Consider the following 25,662-nt stretch of genomic DNA (forward strand, 5'->3'; position numbering starts at 1 on the left):
AATCCTAACTAGTAGTCGGAGGGAAAACCAATGAACAAAAAATCAATTCGTGACGTAGATTTAAAAGGTAAGCGTGTATTTTGCCGCGTTGACTTCAACGTACCTATGAAAGAAGGCAAAATTACAGATGAAACTCGTATCCGTGCAGCTCTTCCTACAATTCAATATTTAGTAGAGCAAGGTGCGAAAGTTATTTTAGCAAGCCACTTAGGCCGTCCAAAAGGTCAAGTAGTAGAAGAAATGCGTTTAACTCCAGTAGCAGCACGTTTAGGCGAGCTTCTTGGTAAAGACGTTAAAAAAGCAGACGAAGCATTCGGACCAGTTGCACAAGAAATGGTTGCAGCAATGAACGAAGGCGACGTATTAGTTCTTGAAAACGTACGTTTCTATGCGGGCGAAGAAAAGAACGATGCAGAACTTGCGAAAGAATTTGCAGCTCTTGCTGACATCTTCGTAAACGATGCATTCGGTGCAGCTCACCGTGCTCACGCTTCTACAGCAGGTATCGCAGACTACCTACCAGCAGTATCTGGATTATTAATGGAAAAAGAGTTAGATGTACTTGGTAAAGCACTTTCTAACCCAGAACGTCCATTCACAGCTATCATCGGTGGTGCGAAAGTAAAAGATAAAATCGGTGTAATTCGTCATCTATTAGATAAAGTAGATAACTTAATCATCGGTGGCGGACTTGCTTACACATTTGTTAAAGCTTTAGGTCATGAAATTGGTCAATCTTTATGTGAAAATGACAAGATTGAACTAGCTAAAGAATTTATGCAACTTGCAAAAGAAAAAGGCGTAAACTTCTACATGCCAGTTGATGTTGTAATCACTGAGGAATTCTCTGAAACTGCAACGACTCAAATCGTTGGTATCGACTCTATTCCTTCTACATGGGAAGGCGTGGACATCGGTCCTAAAACACGTGAAATTTATGCAGATGTAATTAAAAACTCTAAGCTTGTTGTATGGAATGGACCAATGGGTGTATTCGAAATGACTCCATTCGCAGAAGGTACAAAAGCAGTAGGACAAGCATTAGCAGATGCAGAAGATACATACTCTGTTATCGGCGGTGGTGACTCTGCAGCAGCTGTTGAAAAATTCGGTATGGCTGATAAAATGAGCCACATTTCTACTGGCGGCGGTGCGTCATTAGAATTCATGGAAGGTAAAGAGCTTCCAGGTGTAGTTTGTCTTAACGACAAATAAGTAGCAGCCAAAGAAAAAGGACGGTGCAAAGCATGCGTAAACCAATTATCGCAGGTAACTGGAAAATGAATAAAACTCTATCTGAAGCAGTTAGCTTCGTAGAGGAAGTTAAAGGTCAAATCCCAGCAGCTACAGCTGTTGATGCAGTAGTTTGCTCTCCAGCTCTATTCTTAGAGCGTCTTGTAGCAGCGACTGAAGGAACTGACTTACAAGTAGGTGCACAAAACATGCACTTCGAAAAAAATGGTGCATTCACTGGCGAAATTAGCCCAGTAGCACTTAGCGACTTAAAAGTAGGCTATGTAGTACTTGGCCACTCTGAGCGTCGTGAAATGTTTGCTGAAACAGACGAGTCAGTAAACAAAAAGACTCTTGCAGCATTTGAACATGGTTTAACACCAATCGTATGTTGTGGTGAGACTTTAGAAGAGCGCGAAAGCGGAAAAACATTTGATCTAGTAGCAGGTCAAGTGACAAAAGCACTTGCAGGTTTAACAGAAGAGCAAGTTAAAGCAACTGTTATCGCTTATGAGCCAATCTGGGCTATCGGTACAGGTAAATCTTCTTCTTCTGCAGATGCAAACGAAGTATGTGCGCACATCCGTAAAGTTGTTGCAGAAGCTGTTTCTACAGAAGCTGCAGAAGCTGTTCGTATTCAATACGGCGGTAGCGTAAAACCAGAAAACATTAAAGAGTATATGGCACAATCTGACATCGACGGCGCTTTAGTTGGCGGTGCTAGCTTAGAGCCTGCTTCGTTCTTAGGTCTTCTGGGGGCGGTAAAATGAGAAAGCCAACAGCTTTAATCATTCTTGATGGTTTCGGACTACGTGAAGAAACTCACGGGAATGCTGTAGCACAAGCTAAGAAACCTAATTTTGATGGTTACTGGAACAAATTCCCTCACACAACGCTTACAGCTTGTGGTGAGGAAGTGGGTCTTCCAGAAGGTCAAATGGGTAACTCTGAGGTTGGTCACTTAAATATCGGTGCTGGCCGCATTGTATATCAAAGCTTAACACGCGTAAACGTTGCAATTCGTGAAGGTGAGTTCGATCAGAACGAAACGTTCCAAAATGCAATTAAAAGCGTAAAAGAAAAAGGTACTGCTCTTCATTTATTCGGTTTACTTTCTGACGGTGGTGTGCACAGTCACATGAACCATATGTTTGCTCTTCTTCGCTTAGCAGCAAAAGAAGGCGTGGAGAAAGTTTATATCCATGCATTCTTAGATGGCCGCGATGTTGGACCACAAACAGCAAAAGGTTATATCGATGCAACAAATGAAGTGATTAAAGAAACAGGAGTAGGACAATTCGCGACTATCTCTGGTCGTTATTACTCTATGGACCGTGACAAGCGTTGGGATCGCGTAGAAAAATGTTACAGTGCTATGGTGAATGGTGAAGGCCCTACTTATAAATCAGCAGAAGAGTGTGTAGAAGACTCTTATGCAAATGGTATCTACGATGAATTCGTATTGCCGTCTGTAATTGTTAACGAAGATAACACGCCAGTTGCAACAATCAATGATGATGATGCAGTTATCTTCTATAACTTCCGTCCAGACCGTGCAATTCAAATTGCTCGTGTATTTACAAACGAAGACTTCCGTGAGTTCGATCGTGGTGAAAAAGTACCTCACATTCCTGAATTCGTTTGTATGACACATTTCAGTGAAACTGTAAATGGTTACGTGGCATTTAAGCCAATGAACCTTGATAACACATTAGGTGAAGTTGTTGCGCAAGCGGGATTAAAGCAACTTCGCATCGCGGAAACTGAAAAGTATCCGCACGTTACATTCTTCTTTAGCGGTGGTCGTGAGGCTGAATTCCCAGGAGAAGAGCGTATCTTAATTAACTCACCGAAGGTTGCAACGTATGACTTGAAACCTGAAATGAGCATTTACGAAGTAACGGACGCTTTAGTAAATGAAATCGAAAATGATAAACATGATGTTATCATTCTTAACTTTGCGAACTGTGATATGGTTGGCCATTCTGGGATGATGGAACCAACAATTAAAGCAGTAGAAGCAACTGACGAATGTTTAGGAAAAGTTGTAGAAGCGATTCTTGCAAAAGATGGTGTAGCACTTATTACTGCTGACCATGGTAATGCTGATCAGGAGTTAACTGCTGATGGCGAGCCAATGACAGCTCATACAACTAACCCGGTTCCTTTCATCGTTACAAAAAATGACGTAGAGCTTCGTGAAGGTGGTATTTTAGGAGATATTGCCCCAACAATGCTTACACTTTTAAATGTGGAACAACCGAAAGAAATGACAGGTAAAACAATTATTAAATAATTTGCTTATATAAAAAGGAGAGAATTTATTATGTCAACAATTATTGATGTTTATGCTCGCGAAGTCCTTGACTCTCGTGGTAACCCAACTGTAGAAGTAGAAGTTTACACAGAAAGCGGCGCTTTCGGACGCGCTATCGTACCAAGTGGTGCATCTACTGGTGAACACGAAGCAGTAGAATTACGTGACGGTGACAAATCTCGTTACCTTGGTAAAGGTGTTATGAACGCAGTAAACAACGTTAACGAAGCAATCGCTCCAGAAATCGTTGGTTTCGACGTAACTGACCAAGCTGGTATCGACCGTGCTATGATCGAATTAGATGGCACTCCAAACAAAGGTAAACTAGGCGCTAACGCTATCCTTGGTGTATCTATGGCAGTAGCTCACGCAGCGGCTGACTTCGTAGGTCTTCCATTATACCGTTACCTTGGTGGATTCAATGCAAAACAATTACCAACTCCAATGATGAACATCATCAACGGTGGTTCTCACGCTGATAACAACGTAGACTTCCAAGAGTTCATGATCTTACCAGTTGGTGCTCCAACATTCAAAGAATCAATCCGTATGGGTGCTGAAGTATTCCATGCACTTAAAGCTGTATTACATGACAAAGGTCTTAACACTGCAGTAGGTGACGAAGGTGGATTCGCTCCAAACCTTGGTTCTAACCGTGAAGCATTAGAAGTAATCATCGAAGCTATCGAAAAAGCTGGTTACAAAGCTGGCGAGAACGTATTCTTAGGAATGGACGTTGCTTCTTCTGAGTTCTACAACAAAGAAACTGGTAAATATGACCTTGCAGGCGAAGGCCGTACTGGCTTAACTTCTGCAGAAATGGTTGATTTCTACGAAGAGCTTTGCAAAGACTTCCCAATCATCTCTATCGAAGATGGTTTAGACGAAAACGACTGGGATGGTCACAAATTATTAACTGAGCGTATCGGTGATAAAGTACAATTAGTTGGTGACGACTTATTCGTAACTAACACTCAAAAACTTGCTGAAGGTATCGAAAAAGGTATCTCTAACTCAATCTTAATTAAAGTTAACCAAATCGGTACTTTAACTGAGACTTTCGAAGCTATCGAAATGGCTAAACGTGCTGGTTACACAGCAGTTGTATCTCACCGTTCTGGTGAAACTGAAGATGCTACAATCGCTGACATCGCAGTTGCAACTAACGCTGGCCAAATCAAAACTGGTTCTATGAGCCGTACTGACCGTATTGCTAAGTACAACCAATTATTACGCATCGAAGACGAACTAGGCGAAATCGCTGTTTACGATGGTATCAAATCTTTCTACAACATCAAACGATAATTGTAGAAAATAACGACAGACCGTGAGAAATCACGGTCTGTTTTTTTATGCTTAAAATTGCTCACCCGTCATAAGTGACATGAAATGTTTAAAGAAACGGCTATAATCAAAATCAATTGCGATTTGATGAATCGGCCAATCAGTAAATGGTTTAGATTCTTCTAAAGAGCGAAATTCTCCAATACTTGCTCCTTGTGCATAGGATTCTGTCATGACAACGATAGGTGATTTGTGATAAGTGAACATAGTGTTATCAAATAAAGCGAGTATGGGAATTGTGTCATGAAATGGACAACCTTTTAAATGTGGTAAAGCATTTTTATAATATCCATAGTAATAGTGATTGAAAAGAGGTTTAACGAGTGGGGCCTTTCCTTTTGCTTCAATGTATTCAGCCATTTCTGGTGTAATGATGGAATACTGGGTGACGTTTAATGGATAGATGTACATGTTAGGTGAAGATTGAAGGACTATATTAGCAGCAGTAGGATCGCCATAAAAGTTCGCTTCAGAAATAGGGGTAACATTACCGGGGTGTAAAAAGGAACCACCCATTACGTAATAAGAGTTGATTTGTTTCATTAACTCTTTACATACGATGAATAAAATCGCCAGAGAGGTAAGTCTTCCTAAACTTACAATGATTAATTCATCTTTATACTGTTCAATAAGAGGAATAACTTCGAAAAAATTCTCCATATCTCCGTTAGTCACATTCCCCTTTGGAATAATTGGCCCGAGCCCTTGTTTCCCGTGTACATCTGTAAAAAATGCAGGAGGGGCACCAGTAAGTGGACGTTCTGATCCACCAAATATCTTGATATTTCTCTCCTTTGTTTCGTTCGTAAGAAAATGAGCATTTTGTACGGCCATTTCTTTCGGAACATTGCCGTAATCAGCAACAATGCCGATGATTTCTATTTCATCGATAAAGAACGCTAAGAGGAGAGCCATCGTATCATCAATCCCAGGATCACAAAAAATGAGAACTTTTTTTGGCATAAGTTCACCACCTATCTTGTTAATGTATATGTAAGCTTTTGGATAATAAGAATAAAAAGATTATTTTCTTGAAATAGCAACTAGATAAATTCAGAAAATAAAAACTTTTTATATTAGGTCAATGCTTTTGACTTATTTTTCGTTCGAAAATGCAGTCATATCAAGGGTGTAAGCGTGTAACATTGGCTATTTTTGCTGTCAAGTTGATAAATTGCAGCTTTTTACAATTTATACTATGATAAAGATATTAAGAGAAGATCGTATAAACATGAGGGATGATGAACATGAAATTTACAAAGATTCTTGTCCAAATTGCTGCTTTGTATGTATTTTATATGGTTGGAACTTGGGTGCAGGAAATGTTGAATATTCCGATTCCAGGAAGTTTAATTGGGATGTTTCTTTTACTTGTTTTACTGAGCTTGAAAGTTCTACCTGTGAAATGGTTTGATGTAGGAGCAGAAACACTCGTCGCTGTTATGCCGTTTTTATTAATTCCGCCAACACTTGGCTTAATGAATTACGGTGCTTTTTTTATGAGTAAAGGAATTTCCCTTTTCATTACAATTGTAGCGAGTACATTTTTAATTATTATTGTCGCAGGACATACAGGACAATATCTTGCGAATAGAGAGGAAAGAGAGTCACGATGAGCCAAATATTAATCGGAATTGGTTGGGTTCTTTTTACGGTGCTATTATATCAATTATCTAAAAAAATCTATAAATTATTTCCAACACCATTTACTATTCCAATGCTTGTAGCGACAGGATTAATGGCTTTCATATTTATAGTGCTTGATATACCTTATCAAAATTATATGGAAAGCGGTGGTGGTTGGATTGCGCAGTTACTTGGACCGGGTGTTGTAGCATTCGCAATTCCGCTGTATAAACAGCGTCATGTACTGCAAAAATATGTTGTACCGATTGCGGGCGGGGTCTTAGTAGGTACAACCGTTGCAATCGCAAGTGATTTCGTTATTGCTTCACTTATGGGGACAGATAAAAGCTTAATTTTATCTTCATTACCAAAATCAGTGACAATGCCGGTTGCGATGAGCGTTTCAGAGCAAGTTGGTGGAGTACCTTCCTTAACAGCAGCTTTCGTTGTTATTGCAGGTATTACTGGAACAATTACAGGCCCACTTTTATTAAAATGGAGCCGCGTTACAAATTCAGTTGGTAAAGGGATCGGATTTGGTTGTGCATCTCATATTATGGGCGTTATGAGAGCGATGAAAAATAATGAACATGAAGGTGTTATTGGATCGGTAACAATGACATTAACAGCTATTTTAACATGTGTGCTTGGCCCGTTATTTGCGATGATGTTTATGTAATAGAAGAAAAGCGAGAGCGACTCTATAGCTCTCGCTTTTCTATAGGTTTTATGCTACAGTTAAAATAACTGAATCTTTGTAGGAGGTACGCCAAGTGCATACGTTATTATCAGTTTTACTTATTATTGTATCGATTTTAATGATTGTTATGGTACTTATGCAGTCAAGTAATAGCTCAGGCCTTTCAGGCGCTATTTCAGGTGGTGCAGAGCAATTATTTGGTAAGCAAAAAGCGCGTGGGATTGAAGCGGTATTAAACCGTATTACAGTTGTTCTAGCTGTATTGTTCTTCGTACTAACAATTGCTGTTACGTACTTAAATTTATAGAATTAAAAAGAAGAAGCGTTAGCTGATTTGTGCTAATGGTTCTTCTTTTTTATTTCGTTATTCGAAAAAAGTTTCTAATTAGATTATAGAAATATAAATATGGTACACTAAGATATAGAAAGAATACGACTAGATTACAGAAGAGAAAGAGGAGAAGTACATGATGAAGTTAGCATCTCCGAAACCATTTACATTTGAAGGTGGAGACCGCGCTGTTTTATTACTACATGGATTCACAGGAAACTCAGCTGATGTACGCATGTTAGGGCGTTTCTTAGAAAAGAAAGGTTATACTTGTCATGCACCAATTTATAAAGGACACGGTGTACCGCCAGAAGAGCTTGTTCATACAGGTCCTGAAGATTGGTGGCAAGATGTAACGGAGGCATATCAGCTTTTAAAAGATAAAGGATTTGAGAAAATCGCTGTCGTTGGTTTATCGCTAGGTGGAGTATTTTCTTTAAAATTAGCATATACAATACCTGTTTTAGGTGTAGTACCAATGTGTGCGCCGATGTATATTAAGAGTGAAGAAACGATGTACCAAGGTATATTGGCATATGCCCGCGAATATAAAAAGCGTGAGCAAAAATCGCCAGAACAAATTGAACAAGAAATGTTGGAATTCCAACAGACACCGATGAATACATTGAAAGCATTACAGGAATTAATTGCTGACGTACGTAATAATGTGGATATGATTTATGCACCAACATTTGTTGTACAGGCACGTCATGATGAAATGATTAATACAGATAGTGCTAACATTATTTATAACGGTGTAGAATCAACGTTAAAGGACATTAAATGGTATGAAGACTCTACGCATGTCATTACACTTGATAAGCAACGTGACGAGCTACATGAGGATGTATATAACTTCTTGGAGCAACTAGATTGGTAACATCTAGTTGCCTCTTTTTTTCATAAGGAATTTTTTATGAAAACTGTAAAAATCATTAGGGGAGTATTAAAGTTTCGCTTTATACATACCCCATCTTTCGGATACACTAAATAATATAAGGGTTTAAAGGAGGTATTTCTGCTTGGAAGAAATCATACAAGAACATATTGATAAATTATTATTATTCATGAGAGAAGAAGCGTATAAACCGTTAACGATACAAGAATTAGAAGCGGCATTTGGAATTGAAGGTTCTGAAGGCTTTAAAGATTTTGTAAAGGCACTTGTAATGATGGAAGAGAAGGGGCTTGTTATTCGTACACGTAGCAACCGTTATGGTCTTCCTGAAAAGATGAATTTAGTACGCGGTAAGTTAATTGGACATGCACGTGGTTTTGCATTCGTTGTGCCAGAAGAGAAGAAAACAGGAGATGATGATCTTTTCATCCCGCCTACAGAATTAAACGGTGCACTTCATGGCGATACAGTATTAGCGCGCGTTAGTTCACAATCAAGCGGTTCACGTCAAGAAGGTGCAATTGTACGTATTTTAGAACGTGGAACGAAAGAACTAGTTGGTACATATACAGAATCAAAAAACTTCGGATTTGTTATACCTGACAATAAGCGCTGGACAAGTGACATTTTCATCTTGAAAAGTGCATCGATGGGTGCTGTAGAAGGTCATAAAGTAGTTGTGAAAATTACGAGCTATCCAGAGAATCGTTTAAGTGCAGAAGGTGAAGTTATTCAAATTCTAGGTCATAAAAATGACCCAGGAGTAGATATTTTATCTGTTATCCATAAACATCATTTACCTTTAGCATTTCCTGAAGAAGTGATGGAGCACGCAAACAGTGTACCAGAAACGATTTCAGAAGAAGATTTAAAAGATCGCCGTGATTTGCGTGACCAAATGATTGTAACGATTGACGGCGCAGACGCAAAAGATTTAGATGACGCTGTTACAGTAACGAAGCTTGAGAACGGTAACTACAAACTTGGTGTTCATATTGCGGATGTAAGTCATTACGTGCAAGAAGGTTCTCCGATTGATGTGGAAGCAGCGGAAAGAGCGACGAGTGTATATCTTGTTGACCGTGTAATCCCAATGATTCCGCATCGTCTATCTAACGGTATTTGTTCATTAAATCCGAAAGTAGACCGTCTGACATTATCTTGTGAAATGGAAATCAACAATCTAGGTGATGTTGTCAAACACGAGATTTTCCAAAGTGTGATTAAAACGACAGAGCGTATGACGTATGCTGACGTAAGAAGCATTTTAGAAGATGAAGATGAAGAGTTAATTAAGCGTTATGAGCCGTTAGTACCGATGTTTAAAGAGATGGGGCAACTAGCTCAAATTTTACGTGAAAAACGTATGCGTCGCGGTGCAATTGACTTTGACTTTAAAGAAGCGAAAGTATTAGTAGATGAAGAAGGAAAACCGACTGATGTGGTCATGCGTGATCGTTCTGTATCAGAGAAGTTAATCGAAGAATTTATGCTTGTTGCGAATGAAACAGTAGCAGAGCACTTCCACTGGATGAACGTACCGTTTATGTACCGTGTCCATGAAGATCCGAAAGAAGATAAGCTTGAGCGTTTCTTCGAGTTTGTAACAAACTTCGGATATGCAGTAAAAGGACGTGCGAACGAAGTACACCCTCGTGCACTGCAACAAATTCTTGAAATGGTTCAAGGGCAACCAGAAGAAGTAGTAATCTCAACAGTTATGCTTCGTTCAATGAAGCAAGCACGTTACGATTCGGATAGCTTAGGACATTTCGGTTTATCAACGGAGTTCTATACGCACTTCACATCACCAATTCGTCGTTACCCAGATACGATTGTTCATAGATTGATTCGTGAATACATCATTAACGGTAAAGTCGACAACGAAACACAAGCAAAATGGCGTGAGAACTTACCTGAGATTGCAGAGCACTCTTCGAATATGGAACGTCGTGCTGTTGAAGCTGAGCGTGAAACAGACGAAATGAAAAAAGCGGAGTATATGGTTGATAAGATCGGTGAAGAGTATGACGGTATGATTAGCTCTGTAACGAACTTCGGTTTATTCGTAGAGCTTCCAAATACTATTGAAGGCCTTGTACACGTTAGCTACTTAACGGATGATTATTACCGTTATGACGAGCAGCATTTCGCAATGATCGGGGAACGTACAGGTAACGTATTCCGCATCGGTGACGAAATTACAATTCGCGTTATTAACGTAAACAAAGACGAGCGCGCAATCGACTTTGAAATCGTTGGCATGAAAGGCACACCACGCCGTAAGTTCAAAGATCGTCCAGTCGTTATCGAACAGCCAAGAACAGGCAGAAAGAAACGCGGTGGACGTAGCGAGCGCAGTAATGAGCGCGGCGGTGAACGCGGTACAGGAAGAAAGTTTGACCGTGGCGGTAAAGGCAAAGGAAAAGGGTCAGCATCAGCATCAGCATCCACTTCCACATCTGCTAGCCAGTCAGGGAAAAAAGATGGTAACGGCAAGAAGAAGAAAGCATTCTTCGAAAACGTACCAGGATTTAAGAAGAAAAAGAAAAAGCGTAAGTAAGAAGAGGGTGGCTTCGCTTTGATGAAAAGCGGGGCCTTTTTCTTTTTATTGGTGACTTGAGAGCGAGCCACTTTCGCTTTTTATTAGAATCCAGCTACAGTGGCTAGAATCTATTGGCCATTTCAATCCCTCGTACGAAGCAAAAAGCGCTTCTCTGTCGGGAGTTCCAATGTCCAAAGATTCTGAGCGAGCCACTTTCGCTTTTTAATGTAATCCAGCTACAGTGGCTAGAATGTGAGGTGGCTTCGCTTCTTCCCGAGAGGCAAAGAGCGCCTCAAGGTCAGAAGCTCCATCCACCTCACATTCTGAGCGAGCCACTTTCGCTTTTTAATAACATTTGTTACAATGGTAAAAATAGAGGAGGGACGTTGTATGCCAAAAGGTACAGGTAAGGTTATTGCACAAAATAAAAAAGCATTTCATGATTATTTCATCGAAGAAACATATGAAGCAGGGCTTGTCCTTCAAGGAACGGAAATTAAGTCGATTCGCGCTGGTCGCGTAAACTTGAAAGATGCGTTTGCACGTATACATAATGGTGAAGTATGGGTTCATAATATGCATATTAGTACATATGAACAAGGGAATCGTTTCAACCACGATCCGCTTCGTACGAGAAAATTACTTCTTCATAAAAAAGAAATTGATAAGCTAGCGGGAGCTGCAAAAGAAACGGGTTACGCACTAGTTCCACTTAGAATCTATTTGAAAAATGGATTTGCAAAAATGGCACTTGGTTTAGCAAAAGGTAAGAAGCAATTTGATAAACGTCACGATTTAAAAGAGAAAGAAGCTAAACGTGAAATTGCACGCGCGTTCCGTGATCGCCAAAAGATGTAATACAGATATTTACATTTGTAAAACGACGCGCGTATGTTATAATAACTTATGTAAGATTGTTGCACATTGAAAAACAGCTCTTAGTAGCTATCACGATATTTCTTCGTATGCTCCATTTTTATCATGGGGACGTTACGGATTCGACAGGGATAGTTCGAGCTTAGGTTGCGAGTCGAGGGGATCGGCCTCGTTAAAACGTCAAAGCCTATAATTGGCAAACAAAACAATCTTTCTTTAGCTGCTTAATTGCACTAAAGGTTCCTCCCTCCATCGTCCATGTGGTAGGGTAAGGGACTCAAACTAAGTGGACTACGCCGGAGTTCGCCGTCTGAGGGCGAAGGAAGAGAATAATCAGACTAGCAACTTGGAAGCCTGTCGATAGGCCGAAGAGTTTGCGAAATGCTAATATATCGACTACACTCGTAGAAGCTTAAGTGCCGATATTTTTGGACGTGGGTTCGACTCCCACCGTCTCCACCAATACATAACTGTTTGGTGGTTTTTTTATGCAAATTTCTTGATCACCCAGGGGTTTGGCTTTTCCGATTATTGGTCTGTAAATGAATTTTTTTAATTTTAGGTATCTCTACAAGTGTAAATGGATAGCTTAAGATATAATCATGTTTCATAGCAAAATCAAAAACTTTAGATGCGTAGGATTTAATAACTCTAAACTTTTTAAGTTTAGTAGACCATTTTTATTCACACAGTGTTGATATATTTCTATGCTGATTTTTTCAATTGTATATGCGCAAAATAGTAATAATAGGTCCTATCCTTTTATATAATGCACACTCTTTATATTTATATATAAAAATAAATTGTTAAAATGCGAGTTAAGAAATTATTGGATGCCTATATAGAAAAAATGAAGAATTCAATAAATTAAAATTGGAGTTTGTAAATGCTGTTAGTATTGAACGGTGAAAAAATATCGGAAAATTAAGGGGGAAGTCAGTTGTTATTAGTAGTGATTATTTAGAAAATGAAATCATTTTATCTCCTGAAAATCGTAATATTATTGAGAAATTCATTGTTGAAGATATTTTTTAAAAGGTGTTTCTTAAATTTCGGTTAGCATACGTTAGAGACACAAACGTTATAGATAAACTTGTTAACGTTGATGTTTGTAAATCTATTGTTTTTTTAAAATAGATGCCCATACTAAACTAAAATCCCTGATGTTATTGGATACGATGAAATAACTAAATCTATCTTGTTGTTTGAAGCTGTTGTTTCTTCAGGATCTATTGACGATTATTGAAAAGAAAGAATTAGTAGAGATATTTTGTGATTGGAATGGGAATATTATTTTTGGAACAGTGATTCTCTCTGCGAAGGTATTTCAAAGTTTTTCAACAACCATATCAGAGGGTACTACTGCTTATATAATTGAAAGTAAGAAAAAAATTTATATGAGGAATATATGTAATGATAGTAATTGGGAAAGGTCTAAAATATCATTTTCTTTTTGAAAAAGAGAAAGTCGTCTGTAAGTCAAAACCATTTACAAACGGTTTCTCTTTCTATAAAAATTCAGTGATTATTTTATTTACATCATATTGATCTAGCCTATTATTTAAAGTAACTCTTCCAAGATGTTCAAGCTGTTGAAGTGAAGGGTATTTTATTTTTTTAAATCACTTACATTAACTTGAGTACTTCCACTAAAGGTTCTAAAATAGTCATCGACTAATGTTGAATTTAAAAAAGTAGTTAAGCCAGCCGCCAATTCTAGGGTTGGAAACCCATTTTTATTAATGTGGTAATAATTAATTTTATTATCAAAACCTACATAATCATTCGGGGAAACTTCAAGAGAATTAAATATACCAGCACTTATCCTTCGGGATTCTTCTTTAGAAGTCATTCTCTTTACTAAGACATATATACCAGGTGGACGAAGATTCTTTTTCTTCTTTTCATTCATAATAATAAATCCAGGTTTTTTTCCAGTTATAGGCCATTTAACAATTCCTTTAGTAATATTTTCTGAGTAAATCATAGGTAACGAGAAGGGTGTTGGTTTTTCTGATATAGTACCATCTTCCCTAAAATCAACTATAGGACCTGTTGAAACTTGAATTCCTATGTCGTCTAAACTATTAGGTAAGCTATTAATAGTCTCAGTCGTTTCATGGATAGTATTATTCACTATTCGAATTAATTTCTCATTGTCATTAGGAAAAACGATGTTTTCTAAAAGTTTGTTTTCGAGAGCGTAATCTTCAAAACTAGCGTCTTTTGAATAGCTAATATTCACTTTATTTGAAGGATTAGGCTTTTGGTTAGTTAGAGAAATAATTATGGTTTCCTGTAAGATATTCTCATTAAATAAACCTTCACGATTTTCAAAGAGGTGGATGTGCTTTAATTTGTAATTTTTCACTAAGTTTATCCTGAACTTCTCAAAGTATTTTCCGTTGCAGAAACTACGTGGAACAATAAATACTAGTTGGCCATTTTTTCTTAAAAGTTTACAGGCTAACGCTATAAAAGCAGCATAATAATTAGGAACATCTATATTTACAGAAAGTAATTTTTTCTTATAATTAGAATTGGTTGCCATTTTTTTGTATGGTGGGTTTGTAATAATATAATCAACAATTTCTATATTGTTGGATTGGACTTGCTCAACGCCACTAATAATGAAATCTTCATTCTTAATAGTATAATCTAAAATAATTCCTTTTGAAAAACAAAATTGTTTAGCATAACTCATATTTTCTTTTAAAATGGGAATTAGATTATTATCTACTTCATATAAGAAAACCTTAATGTTATCAGGCTTTTTACTCCATTCACATATTTTACTAATGAAAGCCAAGGTAAGGTTACCTGTTCCGCTACCAGGATCTAGAATAGTTATACTCTTTTTATTATTGTATTTAAACATTGAACTCATAAATTTCCCTATTTGTATTGGGGTAAAATATTGACCATGTAATACTTTATTATCAATTTTTAAGTTTGTGGAATCGATGTTATTATGATCGATTTCTCGTAAAAATGTTATTGTCATTTTTGTACCTCCATCTTTATATATTATAACTTAATTGGCTTAAATAATTAACTTACCAATAAAGAGACTGTTTATTCAAATTTATAATATATATTTGAATAGGGGATGAATACCCAACTATAAAAGGTATTTAAGGATAATAATAAATAATGTAAGTAGACTTGATTTATCTAATAAAACCTTTTATCGTACAAGGTATAATTGTATTAATAAATGATTAAATCAATATAGGCACTTCGCAATTTGTTAAAATAATACAAGGGGTGGAAAAGTTGGGAAATAAAGAAAAGTTGTTAGAAGAGTTAAGTAAAGAAAGACAGACAATTAAAACTGATAGTTATAATATGTCCATTGGAGAAATTATTAATTTATACGATGAAGGTGATTTAATTTTAACACCTGCTTTTCAAAGATTATTTAGATGGGATGATCAGAAAAAAACGAAATTTATAGAATCCATTTTAGTCGGTATTCCAATACCCGAAATATTTGTTGCTCAAAAAAAAGATGGTAAATGGGATGTAGTAGATGGGGTGCAACGTATATCGACCATTTTGCAATTGGTAGGAAAATTAGCTGGATATCCCCCGTTAACTTTAACTGAGACAACGCATTTGCCTTCATTAGAGGACTTTACATGGGAAAGTCTACCTATGGATATAAAAAGAATTTTTAGAAGAGGTAAAATGGGAATAAATATTATACTAACTGAAGAAAGTATTCAGGCACAGTATGAACTTTTCCAAAGATTAAATACTGGCGGATTACATTTGTCTGATCAGGAAATAAGAAATTGTTTATTGATTATGATAAACTCTAGTTTCTATGAAAAAGTAAACAAACTAAAATCATATGATAACTTTTTAAGAACTATTCCAATTAGTGCGGAAAGGCTAAAAGAAGAATATCATATGGAGTTGATTTTAAGATATTTTATTGCAAAAATGGATAAAGTAGATTATGAAAAATATAATCCATCTAAAGATATATTATCTGATTTTATTGATAAAGAAATAACTAGAATATTATCTGATGAAGAATTTGATATAGAAATAGAAGTCCAAATATTTAAAGAAGTATTTGATTTGCTTAAGAGAGTACTTGGTGAAAATGCTTTCAAAAAATATAGCACAGAAAAGAGAAAATTTGAAGGCGCTATGTCAATAGCAAGTTTTGAGGCTATTGCTACTGGAGTAGCACAAAATATAGAAAAAGTTAAAGCGATGACAGATGAAGAAATAAAAAATAAGATAATTGTTCTTTATACACAAGAGGAATATATAAAATATTCTAGTAGAGGTATCAAGGCTATTAATAGATTTAAAGGTTTAACAGGTTTTTCTAAGGAGTATTTTTCAAGATGAGAAGTGAACAATTTGAAATATTTCTACAAGATGATATGAGTTGGAGAAAAAAGGAAATATCGGAATTGTTCTTTTTGGCTAAAATAAATAATAATGAGGCGCTATTAAAATCTTTAATACTTATTCTGTATGCACACTGGGAAGGATATATAAAAAAAAGTAGTAAGCTTTATATAAAATACGTTGTAGAAGAAAAGATTAAGATTCAAGAATTAACAATGAACTTTAAAGCAATTGCAATAAAAGAAGTAGCTAAAGCTTGTATGGAAAATACAGAGAGCATTTCCTTAACAAAGGAATTCGATTTTCTTAAACAAACCAATAGCATAGATAATCGGAAGTTTAAAGTTAAAATTGATATTGATAACGATGAAGAGGATAGTATAATAACTACTCAACATAATTTAAAACCGAAAGTCTTGAAAAATATAATTAATATACTAGGTTGTGAGTATGGCGCTGTATTAAAAGCCAGAGAAAATTATATTAATAGTAGTTTGTTAGCAAATAGAAATGCTATTGGTCATGGCAGTAAATTCAATCATGATCTTCAATTAGACTTTGCTCTAAATGTTAATGATATTGCTAAATTAAAAGATTTTATTTTAACTATTTTAGATTTTTTTACAGAAATACTTATCAATTATAAAGAAAAAAAGTTTTATTTAATTTGTAATGAAGAGGATAAAGTAGTTTATGATGATTTAATGGAGAGGAAGTTAAAGCAGAAATTAGAAGAACTAGAGAAAAAATACGGAGAAGAACAATAAAGCGAACAATAGAACCGTTTAAATGGTTCTATTGTTTAAGTAGCATAGTATGCTTTTTTGTAAGCTATTCCTATGAAAAGATAAAATTAATCCATACTCTTAGGAATTTCGTATTCTTGCATCAATTCGTAATCGTACCAATTTTTTCCGTGTCTTGGGAATCCATCATTAGTTAAATCGCCAATTTGAAATACAGTTTTATCTTTTAATAAAGTGTGAATTTTTATAATAAGATTATCGTAGTAATTTTTTAAATGTTTGATTGAAATTTTACAATCATCTTCCTCTTTTAATTTAGGATGATTAGGATAACCACCCCACGCAGCTATGATTATATCATTAGCTTTTGCGGTAGAGAGTACTTTTTTTATTTCTATTAAGTTTTGCGATGTGGATAATTCTTTAGCCGATGTTGCTTTTGTTATGATAGTAGATAATGTTCCACCAAAAATGCTCATAAGATTTACTATTGTTACATCTTTAATAGTGTTTTTTTTATATTTGTATAGATAGTCTAATATTTTGTAGATAGTATCATCTGATTGTCTTCTCTTTGTATCGTTTAACGTTATAAATTTTCCAGCTGCACTAGGATTTTTTAAAATAACAATTGCTGAGACACTATTTTTGAGATTTTCTCTGTTTTTGAAAGGGATTTTAATTACGTACCTATGCCGTGTATTACTTTTTATTTTTGTTGGTATAGTAGTGATATTATTTTCATTAACATACGTAGAGAATAAAATAGGTTTACCCATATAAATCAACTCCATGACTTTGAGTATTGAATTATCACACCATTATTAAACTTTAAATTCTTTTCTTAAGATATTAATTATAACAGTATTACAGATAATTCGTAATCAGGTAAAACTTATCTGTCCCCCGCAACGTAATTTTAATAAAACGTAGTCATGTATTTTCTGCAGAAAAATAAGTTTCCTTAAACAATGATACTTTATTAACTTTGCAAAATGAGAGTTTGACTCCCACCGTCTCCACCAATACATATTTGGTGGTTTTTTTATTTTGTATGATATGAACCATAACTTTGCCAGGTTGGCGGGGGTATGGTTCTTTTGTTTGCCGCAAAGTTAAGATTCTAAAAATAGAATGTATCTAATTTTTCGGTTCTTCCAATTCCATCCTCAATGCATCTTGTGTGTGTTATCCCTTAATGATTACAAGTTTATCCCGTCAAAGCCCGGTTGGTGAGCTTTTATTAAAGTTTCACTTTATTTAAATCTTCATATATTTTGTGTTTTTAGCTATATCTATTGTAAGATTATATAGAGTTCTCCTAATAAGCTGTTATAATGGTTTTTTTAGGAATTTAATATTTATAAATCTTAAATTATTTTTTCGGGATAATTTTTTATCTAACTAAGTTATATTGAAGTAGAGGTGAACCATCGGTGAAGCAGGTGTTGGTAATTAAGAATGAAAGGTCTTTAGCGAAGAAAATCGTAAGCGGTCTAACGCAAGAAGGCTATTTCATTTTAAAACTTCACAATGAAAACCAAGGTTTAAATATAATATATGAACAAAATTGGGATATTATCATATTGGATTGGGATTCGTTAAGTATATCTGGACCAGAAATTTGTAAACAAATACGACTCGTTAAAACGACACCGATAATTATTGTGACCGACAATATTTCTAGTAAGGATTGCATAGCAGGGTTACAAGCAGGAGCAGATGATTATATAAGAAAACCATTTGTGAAAGAAGAATTAGTAGCACGGGTTCAAGCTATTTTAAGGAGAAGTGACTGTATTCAGCAAAAGGAGACAAACTTTTTTCAGTTTAAAGATCTTTTTGTTGATGCATCTAGCCATATTGTGAAAAAAGATGGTAAAAATCTCTCTCTTACTAAGCGTGAGTACGATTTACTTGTATTTTTAATCAAGAATAAAAATACAATATTGAGTCGTGAAATGCTTTTGAATCAAGTTTGGGGACATAACGTAGTAGTAAATCCAAATGTAGTAGACTTATATATTGGGTATGTAAGAAAAAAGTTAAAGTGTGAGAAGAAAGACAGATATATTCAAACGATACATGGCAGGGGCTATTCAATGATTGAATGATAAACATAAGATACTTGGGAAAGTACAGTTTGTCATAATAATCAATATCCAGCATAATAGAACAAAACAAGGAAAACTGTTCATCCAGTTTTCCTTGTTTTGTTCTATTAAATTTGATAATCAAATAGTTTCTAAGAAGTATTAAAGAGAGGGAAAACATAAAAAGAATACTTCTCTCATGTATTCTCTAAAGGTTAATAAACAAGCCAGACGGCATATATTCCTTTTCGAATACAAATTATGCTTAATTCTATTAACTCACACCATTCACAAGATTTTCACAGAATTAATGATTATACTAATTAACAGGGTATTCAAATGAAAATGATTATCAATATTGATTTAGGTGAGTAGCAGTTACTATCTAATTCAATCTATGAACGTCATCATTTTCGAAATAAATTACATAATAAGGAGTATACGTATGAAAAAAACTATGCTTTTAAAATTAGTGAGCATTCTAGCAATTTTCACTTTAATGTTAGTAGCTTGCTCAGATTCAGGTAAAGAAACTTCGAAAGCTACTAAAGGTAATAGTAGTGATAAGCCAAAAACGGTTGAAATCACTGATGCGCATGGAAAAGTTACAGTTCCTGTAAATCCAAAGAATGTAGTTGCTTTAGATAATAGAACTTTTGAAACTTTAGCTGATTGGGGAATTAAACTAGCGGCTGCTCCAAAGGATATCATGCCTGCTGATTCAGCATATAAAAAGGATGAAAAAGTTCAAAATATTGGGAATCACCGTGAACCAAATCTTGAAATTATTGCAGCGGCAAACCCTGAACTTGTAATCGTTGGTCAAAGATTCGCTGATCATTACGAAGAAATCAAAAAATTAGTGCCAAAAGCAGCTGTTATTGATCTTAATTTTGATGTTTCTGAGAAATCTGCTACGCCTGGAAAAAATTTAGTAGATGGACTTAAAAATTCTACAACTACTCTAGGAAAAATCTTTGATAAAGATAAAGAAGCTAAACAATTAGTAGCTGATTTTGATAAATCTATTGAAAAAGCAAAATCTGCTTATAACGGAAAAGATAAAGTTATGAGTGTTATCGTTACTGGTGGGAATATTGGTTTTGCTGCTCCACATTCTGGTCGTGTTTGGGGACCAATGTATGAAATTTTCGGTTGGACTCCAGCATTAGAAGTGTCTAATTCTACTGCAGGTCATAAAGGTGATGACGTTTCTGTTGAAGCTATTGCACAAACAAATCCTGATTGGCTTTTCGTATTAGATCGTGATGCTGCAACATCTGATGCAGCTAAGTCAACACCTGCTAAGGATGTTATTTCTAAATCACCAGCTCTTCAAAATACAACTGCTGTTTCTAAAAAACAAGTTGTTTATGCACCAGAAGATACTTACACAAATGAATCAATTCAGACTTATGTAGAGTTATTTGGAAATCTTGCAAAAACTTTAGCTAAGTAGTGTAAAGGGGTACGAAATAGTGTCAAAAAATATGATTTCTAGGGTTGAGAATATTTCTCAACCCCAGTTTTATAATCACAATAAAATATGGACAAAACCTTTTATAATAGCGGTTATAGTTGTTATAATTTTAGGGATTATATCACTGTTTACTGGAGTTTATGATATACGTGGACAAGAGGACGGAATGGAGATGTTTTTCATCACTCGTGTTCCGAGAACAGTTGCATTAATGCTTACTGGAGCTGCAATGGCGATGGCAGGACTCGTAATGCAACTCATTACACAAAATCGCTTTGTTGAACCTACTACAACGGGGACGATTGAATGGTCAGGCTTAGGCCTGCTTTTTGTGTATTTACTATTTCCTGCCCCGACTTTAGTTCAAAGAATGACTGGTGCAATCATTTTTTCTTTTATAGGAACTATGATTTTCTTTTTATTTTTAAGAAGAGTTAAGCTTCGTTCGTCTTTAATTGTCCCGATTATTGGATTGATGCTTGGAGCAGTTATTTCTGCAGTGTCTACTTTTTTGGGACTCCTTTTCCAAATGACGCAAAGTATTGAAACTTGGTTTGTAGGTTCATTTGCTAACATTCAGGTGGGAAGATATGAATATTTATGGCTGATTGTTATCATTACTTTGCTTATTTTTATGTATGCTAATAGATTGACTTTAGCTGGACTAGGAGAAGATGTCGCAACAAGCCTTGGCGTTAATTACAATAGAATTGTTCTTTTTGGGACTGGCCTTATCTCTGTTGCAGTTGGAATTGTTGCAGCTGTTATTGGACACTTACCTTTCTTGGGATTAATTGTGCCAAATATTGTTTCCATGTTTAGAGGTGATGATCTTAGAAGTAATTTACCTTGGGTTTGTGTGATTGGAATGGGGACAATAACTGCCTGTGACATCATTTCTCGAACAATTATAAAGCCTTTTGAAGTACCTGTTTCTTTAATACTTGCAACAGTGGGAGCGGTCGTATTTATTACTATTCTATTGAGACAAAGAAAACCAAGGAGGCTGCGATGATCACATTAGAATATAAAAATAAAGAAAATGTCGAAATCGATTCTAGCCTTCATAATGCAAGTAGATCAGCTAGTGCTTTTCGTTCTAAGAAGGAAGCAAGACGTTATTGGATTTTACTCATAGCATTGATTGCTTTAGGTCTCCTTTCTTCATATGGACTTTTAGTTTATAACAACCCAGTTCCGATAGATTCACCTTCTTTTATCCCAGTTGTTAAGAGAAGGATAGTAGCTATTGTTGCAATGATTATTGCTGCAGTTTGTCATAGCTTATCGACAGTTGCTTTCCAATCTATTACGAATAATAAAATTATTACTCCTTCACTTTTAGGTTTCGAATCACTGTATTCAGCAATTCAAACGAGTACAATATTCTTCTTTGGTGCTAGTGCATTAATAAACTTTAATGGAATTGGATCATTTTTATTTCAAGTTGTTGTGATGGTCTTCATGAGTTTGATACTTTATGGATGGTTACTTTCCGGTAAATACGGGAATTTACAACTTATGCTTTTAGTTGGAATTATTATTGGTACCGGGCTAAATTCTGTGTCAACTTTCATGAGAAAACTACTTGCGCCTTCAGAATTTGATATTTTACAAGCGAGATTATTTGGTTCTGTTAATCATGCAGACCCTGCATATTTTCCTATTGTAATTCCTATGATCATAATTGTAGCAGTATTAATTTTTGCTCATTCTAAGAAGTTGAATGTTTTGTCATTAGGAAAGGATGTTGCTACTTCTTTTGGGGTTAAATATCAACCTAGTGTAATTTATACGCTTGTGTTAGTTGCTATTTTGATGTCTATCTCAACAGCTCTAATTGGACCACTTACGTTCTACGGCTTTTTAGTAGCAACTTTGAGTTATCAGGCGGCGGCAACATATGATCATAGATATATTTTCCCAATGGCTTTTGCAATAGGCTTTTTGATAATGACGAGTGCATACTTTTTAATGTATCATGTATTCCATGCTCAAGGTGTAGTTTCCGTTATTATTGAATTATTTGGTGGAATCATATTCTTAACTATAGTTTTAAGGAAGAGGGCTTTATGATAAAAATTGATAATGTTAAAAAGTTCTATACTGATAAGGTAAAAATAGGACCTTTGGATATTGAAATACCAAAAGCGGGCTTTACTTCTTTAATTGGACCAAATGGTGCTGGAAAGTCTACGACACTTTTGATGATTGGCAGACTTTTAGATATGGATGAAGGTCAAATTCAGGTAGCGAATATGGATGTTTCTGAATCCAAATCAAAAGACTTAGCAAAAGTTTTGACTATATTACGACAAGAAAATCATTTTGTAACTAGGCTTACTGTTAGACAATTAGTTGGATTTGGGCGCTTTCCTTATTCAAAGGGAAGATTAACGAAAGAGGATGAAGTTATTATTTCTAAATATATCGATTTTCTAGATTTAACTAATTTAGAGAATAGATATTTAGATGAGCTTTCTGGTGGTCAAAGACAAAGGGCATATGTAGCGATGGTATTGTGCCAAGAGACTGAATATGTACTTTTGGATGAGCCTTTAAACAACCTTGATGTTGCGCGTTCTGTTCAAATGATGGAGCATTTGAGACGTGCGGCTAATGAATTTGGAAGAACAATTTTGACTGTTATGCATGACATAAATTTTGCAGCTAAATACTCTGACAAAATTTGTGCTATGAAAGATGGACAAATTGCTGCTTTTGGAACAGTAGAAGAGGTTATGGACCCAACACTTTTGACAGATATTTTTGAAACAAAAATAGAGATTATTAATGGTCCTTATGGGCCGATAGCTGTTTATTAGTTATAAAATGTCTTGCGTAGATTATGCAAGACACTCTAGTTGAAGTTGCTGTCTGTATTTTACAGGCAGCAGTTTTTTTATCTTGCAATCGAATTAATTTTGATTTATAGTTTAGTTAACTAAACTAAATCATATTGAAGTTGGAGGTTTTGAAATGGAAAAAGAAATAGTTTCAAACGGAAATAAACAAAAAAAGCCATTGCTTTTTAAAGTTGGAATAGGGCTTCTAATCATATATGTTCTACTTTGGGCGAGTGCTTTAATCATACCATTTACTTCGCTTTCGACGCAGATAAAGGCCATTGTTATTCCAGGGTGTATAGTAGTAGGAGAAATCCTATTTTTGATAGGTGCTGTCTTTGTTGGGAAAGAAGTGGTGTCAAAATATAAAAAGTATTTAAACCCGAAAAATTGGAGAAGAAAAGGTGAGAGAGACAAGTATGAAAAATAAAAATATAGCTGAGGAAATCAATCTAACACTTGAAGAATTATGGATATTACTTGAAACGAAAGAAAGATCCTATACGAATTTCAATTTAAATAATCAGCAATATACGTTATTAACATTAATTATTCGGTACCCATCATCTACTCCTAAAGAGCTAGCAGAAAAAATGAATGTAACGAAGAGTGCCGTTAGCCAACAGTTAGTCAAACTTGAAAAGGATGGATACATTTTCAGAAGGCAACATGTAGAAGATAAACGTGCATTTTCAGTTGAATTAGGGGAGAAAGGCTTGTTATACAAACAAGAAATGGATGCATATATGGAGCAAGTTTCGGAAAAGTATTATGCAAGTTTATCACCTGAAGAATTAACAAACCTTTTATCAGCACTTCAAAAGCTAACGAAGGTAATTGGAGAGCTGTAGATGTAGTGGTTGTTACATGTAAAAAGAAGCATAAGCTGACCAAAACGGTCAGCTTATGCTAATGCATGTTTCGAATATAAAAAGTGGATTCATAAGAAAAATTTTAAAAGCTAAATTGTGGCTTCATATCACCTTTATAAGGTTCATGTTCAACGAATACAGTTATATCCTTACCAGCTTGGTCTTTACCAGTTCTTTTATACGTAAATTTCTTATTATTTAGTTCAGTAAGTTCAAGAGCCGCACCATATTTATTATTTCCAATTGAAACATGAGCTCTTATTTTATTTTCGTGTACAACATCGAAGTAGCCATAATCACCGCGGCTTTGACCTGTTTCGTTATTGAAGAATTCATATTTATTAGATTTGTCATCAAATTTTGCTAGACTTATAAAATTCGAATTAAACTGTGTTACATCCTTACCAGCTTCATCTAATACTTTTGTTCCGTGCCAAAGGGTTCCACCTAAAATTTTATCCCCATCAATGTTTTTAACGATATCGCCTGTAGTCGTGTTCAGTTGCTTGTCCGGATCAGTGAAAGAAAGTTCTTTTTCTTTATATGGAACATGTTCAACGAAAACTTCTACATCTTTACCGTTAGCGTCTTTCCCCATTCGTTTATAAGTAAATACATTTTTATTTAGCTTTGTCATATCAACAACAGCTTGATATTTCATTGATTCTGAAATTAATATTCTCTTCTTACCATCATTTGTGATAAAGAAAGTTCCTTTATCGCCACGACTTGCACCTGTTTTAGCATCAAAAAATTCATACCTTCCAGACTTTGCATCATATTTTGCAAGACCAATGAAGTTTGCATTTTCTTTTGTTAAGTCATTTTTATCTTTATCTAATACTCGTGTGCCTTGCCAATTTGTGTCGCTAAGAATGTTAGCCATTTTTTGGCCTTTCGTTAACTTATTTTCCTTTTTTGTTTCTTTAGCAGCTTGTTCATGTTTCGGCTTACTATGATTTTCTTCGGCTTTAGTACCAACACACCCTGTTAGTGCTAGTGTGAATCCGAGCAATATAGATGATAGTGCTTTCGTTTTTTTGTTCATGTTTTATCGTCTCCTTATTTTATAAATGTAAGTAGTATGGTTTGTGATTATAGTGATAGTTACTACGTTTATTATGTTAATACTCGACTATAAACTCCCTCTAAATAAATCATTAAAAAAGATAAACTAATTCCTAAAAAATGTTCATATTTATAAAAGGTCTTTTACATGAGGTGAATGTAAATCTCTTATTTTGAAAATGGTGTAATCAGATTGGGGTATACATATTATGCTTACAATGCGATTTTAGCTGTGATGTTATACTGTGTATAGGATTTCATGGGTGTATGTTGTGTCGTTATTTGTCGGTAAGTCGATATATTTCGAAAATCGCCG

Annotated in this window: 23 protein-coding genes and 1 other RNA gene; 20 read left to right on the forward strand and 4 right to left on the reverse strand. The window is 35.3% G+C overall.

All coding sequences use genetic code 11. From position 1 onward, the window contains the following. The first annotated feature begins 30 nt into the window (after positions 1 to 30). From EUC40_RS01430 to eno, 4 genes are read left to right on the forward strand one after another with little or no spacing between them, the layout of a single operon-like run. Complete coding sequence (locus EUC40_RS01430) at positions 31 to 1,215, forward strand: phosphoglycerate kinase (protein ID WP_001036352.1); 1,185 nt, start codon at positions 31 to 33, stop codon at positions 1,213 to 1,215. 32 nt (positions 1,216 to 1,247) lie between these two features. Next, positions 1,248 to 2,003 carry a triose-phosphate isomerase gene (tpiA, locus tag EUC40_RS01435; RefSeq protein WP_061679291.1) on the forward strand — a complete coding sequence of 252 codons (756 nt, stop codon included), beginning with the start codon at positions 1,248 to 1,250 and terminating at the stop codon, positions 2,001 to 2,003. Beyond that, positions 2,000 to 3,529 (forward strand): 2,3-bisphosphoglycerate-independent phosphoglycerate mutase, encoded by a 1,530-nt coding sequence (gene gpmI / locus EUC40_RS01440; protein WP_061666152.1) that lies wholly within the window; start codon positions 2,000 to 2,002, stop codon positions 3,527 to 3,529. Before tpiA ends, gpmI begins: the two co-directional genes overlap by 4 nt. Positions 3,530 to 3,559: 30 nt before the next feature. Continuing rightward, positions 3,560 to 4,855, forward strand: a complete 1,296-nt coding sequence (gene eno, locus EUC40_RS01445; RefSeq protein WP_000103949.1) for a phosphopyruvate hydratase — start codon at positions 3,560 to 3,562, stop codon at positions 4,853 to 4,855. 51 nt (positions 4,856 to 4,906) lie between these two features. Here eno and EUC40_RS01450 read toward each other — a convergent pair whose 3' ends face one another. Then, positions 4,907 to 5,857 (reverse strand): nucleoside hydrolase, encoded by a 951-nt coding sequence (locus tag EUC40_RS01450; RefSeq protein ID WP_156573306.1) that lies wholly within the window; start codon positions 5,855 to 5,857, stop codon positions 4,907 to 4,909. Positions 5,858 to 6,141: 284 nt separating this feature from the next. Here EUC40_RS01450 and EUC40_RS01455 point away from each other — a divergent pair, with 284 nt between their 5' ends. From EUC40_RS01455 to ssrA, 7 genes are all read left to right on the forward strand, one after another. Then, on the forward strand, positions 6,142 to 6,510 hold the full coding sequence (locus tag EUC40_RS01455) for a CidA/LrgA family holin-like protein (protein WP_071710101.1): 369 nt from the start codon (positions 6,142 to 6,144) through the stop codon (positions 6,508 to 6,510). After that, positions 6,507 to 7,199, forward strand: coding sequence for an LrgB family protein (locus EUC40_RS01460; protein WP_000078297.1), 693 nt, complete (start codon positions 6,507 to 6,509; stop codon positions 7,197 to 7,199). The genes EUC40_RS01455 and EUC40_RS01460 overlap by 4 nt, the downstream gene beginning before the upstream one ends. Before the next feature lie 94 nt (positions 7,200 to 7,293). Next, on the forward strand, positions 7,294 to 7,527 hold the full coding sequence (gene secG, locus EUC40_RS01465; protein ID WP_128856322.1) for a preprotein translocase subunit SecG: 234 nt from the start codon (positions 7,294 to 7,296) through the stop codon (positions 7,525 to 7,527). A gap of 163 nt (positions 7,528 to 7,690) precedes the next feature. Continuing rightward, positions 7,691 to 8,431: a carboxylesterase gene (estA, locus tag EUC40_RS01470; RefSeq protein ID WP_167520161.1), complete on the forward strand. Its 741-nt coding sequence runs from the start codon at positions 7,691 to 7,693 to the stop codon at positions 8,429 to 8,431. A gap of 187 nt (positions 8,432 to 8,618) precedes the next feature. Further along, complete coding sequence (rnr, locus tag EUC40_RS01475; protein WP_425278204.1) at positions 8,619 to 11,012, forward strand: ribonuclease R; 2,394 nt, start codon at positions 8,619 to 8,621, stop codon at positions 11,010 to 11,012. 372 nt (positions 11,013 to 11,384) lie between these two features. After that, the gene (gene smpB, locus EUC40_RS01480) at positions 11,385 to 11,852 is read left to right on the forward strand and encodes an SsrA-binding protein (RefSeq protein ID WP_001123918.1); all 468 of its coding nucleotides are present in this window, start codon (positions 11,385 to 11,387) and stop codon (positions 11,850 to 11,852) included. 125 nt (positions 11,853 to 11,977) lie between these two features. Further along, positions 11,978 to 12,332: a transfer-messenger RNA gene (gene ssrA, locus EUC40_RS01485) on the forward strand. A gap of 1,147 nt (positions 12,333 to 13,479) precedes the next feature. Here the strand turns inward: ssrA and EUC40_RS01490 are convergent. Continuing rightward, positions 13,480 to 14,874, reverse strand: coding sequence for an Eco57I restriction-modification methylase domain-containing protein (locus EUC40_RS01490; protein ID WP_156573312.1), 1,395 nt, complete (start codon positions 14,872 to 14,874; stop codon positions 13,480 to 13,482). A gap of 272 nt (positions 14,875 to 15,146) precedes the next feature. Between EUC40_RS01490 and EUC40_RS01495 the strand changes: the two genes are divergently transcribed. Together EUC40_RS01495 and EUC40_RS01500 are read left to right on the forward strand one after the other, a co-directional pair. Then, entirely contained in the window at positions 15,147 to 16,238 is a 1,092-nt protein-coding gene (locus EUC40_RS01495) for a DUF262 domain-containing protein (RefSeq protein ID WP_208814637.1), read from the forward strand. Beyond that, positions 16,235 to 17,008 carry an MAE_28990/MAE_18760 family HEPN-like nuclease gene (locus tag EUC40_RS01500; protein ID WP_156573314.1) on the forward strand — a complete coding sequence of 258 codons (774 nt, stop codon included), beginning with the start codon at positions 16,235 to 16,237 and terminating at the stop codon, positions 17,006 to 17,008. The genes EUC40_RS01495 and EUC40_RS01500 overlap by 4 nt, the downstream gene beginning before the upstream one ends. A gap of 86 nt (positions 17,009 to 17,094) precedes the next feature. On the opposite strand, the gene EUC40_RS01505 is transcribed toward EUC40_RS01500, so the two are convergent. Further along, positions 17,095 to 17,766: a DUF1643 domain-containing protein gene (locus EUC40_RS01505; RefSeq protein WP_167520138.1), complete on the reverse strand. Its 672-nt coding sequence runs from the start codon at positions 17,764 to 17,766 to the stop codon at positions 17,095 to 17,097. A gap of 657 nt (positions 17,767 to 18,423) precedes the next feature. On the opposite strand from EUC40_RS01505, the gene EUC40_RS01510 reads away from it, so the two are divergent. The 7 genes from EUC40_RS01510 to EUC40_RS01540 all read left to right on the forward strand — a co-directional run bounded on the left by EUC40_RS01510 (position 18,424) and on the right by EUC40_RS01540 (position 24,257). After that, positions 18,424 to 19,101: a response regulator transcription factor gene (locus tag EUC40_RS01510; RefSeq protein ID WP_156573318.1), complete on the forward strand. Its 678-nt coding sequence runs from the start codon at positions 18,424 to 18,426 to the stop codon at positions 19,099 to 19,101. Positions 19,102 to 19,525: 424 nt separating this feature from the next. Continuing rightward, the gene (locus EUC40_RS01515) at positions 19,526 to 20,539 is read left to right on the forward strand and encodes a siderophore ABC transporter substrate-binding protein (protein ID WP_156573320.1); all 1,014 of its coding nucleotides are present in this window, start codon (positions 19,526 to 19,528) and stop codon (positions 20,537 to 20,539) included. A 19-nt stretch (positions 20,540 to 20,558) separates the two neighbouring features. Then, positions 20,559 to 21,575, forward strand: coding sequence for an ABC transporter permease (locus EUC40_RS01520; RefSeq protein ID WP_071712772.1), 1,017 nt, complete (start codon positions 20,559 to 20,561; stop codon positions 21,573 to 21,575). Beyond that, positions 21,572 to 22,636, forward strand: coding sequence for an iron chelate uptake ABC transporter family permease subunit (locus tag EUC40_RS01525; RefSeq protein ID WP_156573322.1), 1,065 nt, complete (start codon positions 21,572 to 21,574; stop codon positions 22,634 to 22,636). The genes EUC40_RS01520 and EUC40_RS01525 overlap by 4 nt, the downstream gene beginning before the upstream one ends. Next, entirely contained in the window at positions 22,633 to 23,385 is a 753-nt protein-coding gene (locus tag EUC40_RS01530; protein WP_087968642.1) for an iron ABC transporter ATP-binding protein, read from the forward strand. Before EUC40_RS01525 ends, EUC40_RS01530 begins: the two co-directional genes overlap by 4 nt. 154 nt (positions 23,386 to 23,539) lie before the next feature. After that, a complete protein-coding gene (locus EUC40_RS01535) occupies positions 23,540 to 23,836 on the forward strand; it encodes a transporter suffix domain-containing protein (protein WP_156573324.1) in 297 nt (98 codons plus the stop codon). Beyond that, entirely contained in the window at positions 23,826 to 24,257 is a 432-nt protein-coding gene (locus EUC40_RS01540; RefSeq protein ID WP_156576902.1) for a MarR family winged helix-turn-helix transcriptional regulator, read from the forward strand. The genes EUC40_RS01535 and EUC40_RS01540 overlap by 11 nt, the downstream gene beginning before the upstream one ends. Before the next feature lie 103 nt (positions 24,258 to 24,360). On the opposite strand, the gene EUC40_RS01545 is transcribed toward EUC40_RS01540, so the two are convergent. Continuing rightward, positions 24,361 to 25,326 (reverse strand): DUF4822 domain-containing protein, encoded by a 966-nt coding sequence (locus EUC40_RS01545; protein ID WP_156573326.1) that lies wholly within the window; start codon positions 25,324 to 25,326, stop codon positions 24,361 to 24,363. Positions 25,327 to 25,662 lie beyond the last annotated feature (336 nt).

Origin of the sequence: Bacillus luti (assembly GCF_009739945.1) — a bacterium.
GTDB lineage: Bacteria > Bacillota > Bacilli > Bacillales > Bacillaceae_G > Bacillus_A > Bacillus_A luti.

What these genes read in the sequence shown, in the direction of transcription:
- EUC40_RS01430 (WP_001036352.1), top strand. Translation starts at nt 31, where the DNA reads ATGAACAAAAAATCAATTCGTGACGTAGATTTAAAAGGTAAGCGTGTA.
- tpiA (WP_061679291.1), top strand. Translation starts at nt 1,248, where the DNA reads ATGCGTAAACCAATTATCGCAGGTAACTGGAAAATGAATAAAACTCTA.
- gpmI (WP_061666152.1), top strand. Translation starts at nt 2,000, where the DNA reads ATGAGAAAGCCAACAGCTTTAATCATTCTTGATGGTTTCGGACTACGT.
- eno (WP_000103949.1), top strand. Translation starts at nt 3,560, where the DNA reads ATGTCAACAATTATTGATGTTTATGCTCGCGAAGTCCTTGACTCTCGT.
- EUC40_RS01450 (WP_156573306.1), bottom strand. Translation starts at nt 5,857, where the DNA reads ATGCCAAAAAAAGTTCTCATTTTTTGTGATCCTGGGATTGATGATACG.
- EUC40_RS01455 (WP_071710101.1), top strand. Translation starts at nt 6,142, where the DNA reads ATGAAATTTACAAAGATTCTTGTCCAAATTGCTGCTTTGTATGTATTT.
- EUC40_RS01460 (WP_000078297.1), top strand. Translation starts at nt 6,507, where the DNA reads ATGAGCCAAATATTAATCGGAATTGGTTGGGTTCTTTTTACGGTGCTA.
- estA (WP_167520161.1), top strand. Translation starts at nt 7,691, where the DNA reads ATGAAGTTAGCATCTCCGAAACCATTTACATTTGAAGGTGGAGACCGC.
- rnr (WP_425278204.1), top strand. Translation starts at nt 8,619, where the DNA reads ATGAGAGAAGAAGCGTATAAACCGTTAACGATACAAGAATTAGAAGCG.
- smpB (WP_001123918.1), top strand. Translation starts at nt 11,385, where the DNA reads ATGCCAAAAGGTACAGGTAAGGTTATTGCACAAAATAAAAAAGCATTT.
- EUC40_RS01490 (WP_156573312.1), bottom strand. Translation starts at nt 14,874, where the DNA reads ATGACAATAACATTTTTACGAGAAATCGATCATAATAACATCGATTCC.
- EUC40_RS01500 (WP_156573314.1), top strand. Translation starts at nt 16,235, where the DNA reads ATGAGAAGTGAACAATTTGAAATATTTCTACAAGATGATATGAGTTGG.
- EUC40_RS01505 (WP_167520138.1), bottom strand. Translation starts at nt 17,766, where the DNA reads ATGGGTAAACCTATTTTATTCTCTACGTATGTTAATGAAAATAATATC.
- EUC40_RS01515 (WP_156573320.1), top strand. Translation starts at nt 19,526, where the DNA reads ATGAAAAAAACTATGCTTTTAAAATTAGTGAGCATTCTAGCAATTTTC.
- EUC40_RS01525 (WP_156573322.1), top strand. Translation starts at nt 21,572, where the DNA reads ATGATCACATTAGAATATAAAAATAAAGAAAATGTCGAAATCGATTCT.
- EUC40_RS01530 (WP_087968642.1), top strand. Translation starts at nt 22,633, where the DNA reads ATGATAAAAATTGATAATGTTAAAAAGTTCTATACTGATAAGGTAAAA.
- EUC40_RS01535 (WP_156573324.1), top strand. Translation starts at nt 23,540, where the DNA reads ATGGAAAAAGAAATAGTTTCAAACGGAAATAAACAAAAAAAGCCATTG.
- EUC40_RS01540 (WP_156576902.1), top strand. Translation starts at nt 23,826, where the DNA reads ATGAAAAATAAAAATATAGCTGAGGAAATCAATCTAACACTTGAAGAA.
- EUC40_RS01545 (WP_156573326.1), bottom strand. Translation starts at nt 25,326, where the DNA reads ATGAACAAAAAAACGAAAGCACTATCATCTATATTGCTCGGATTCACA.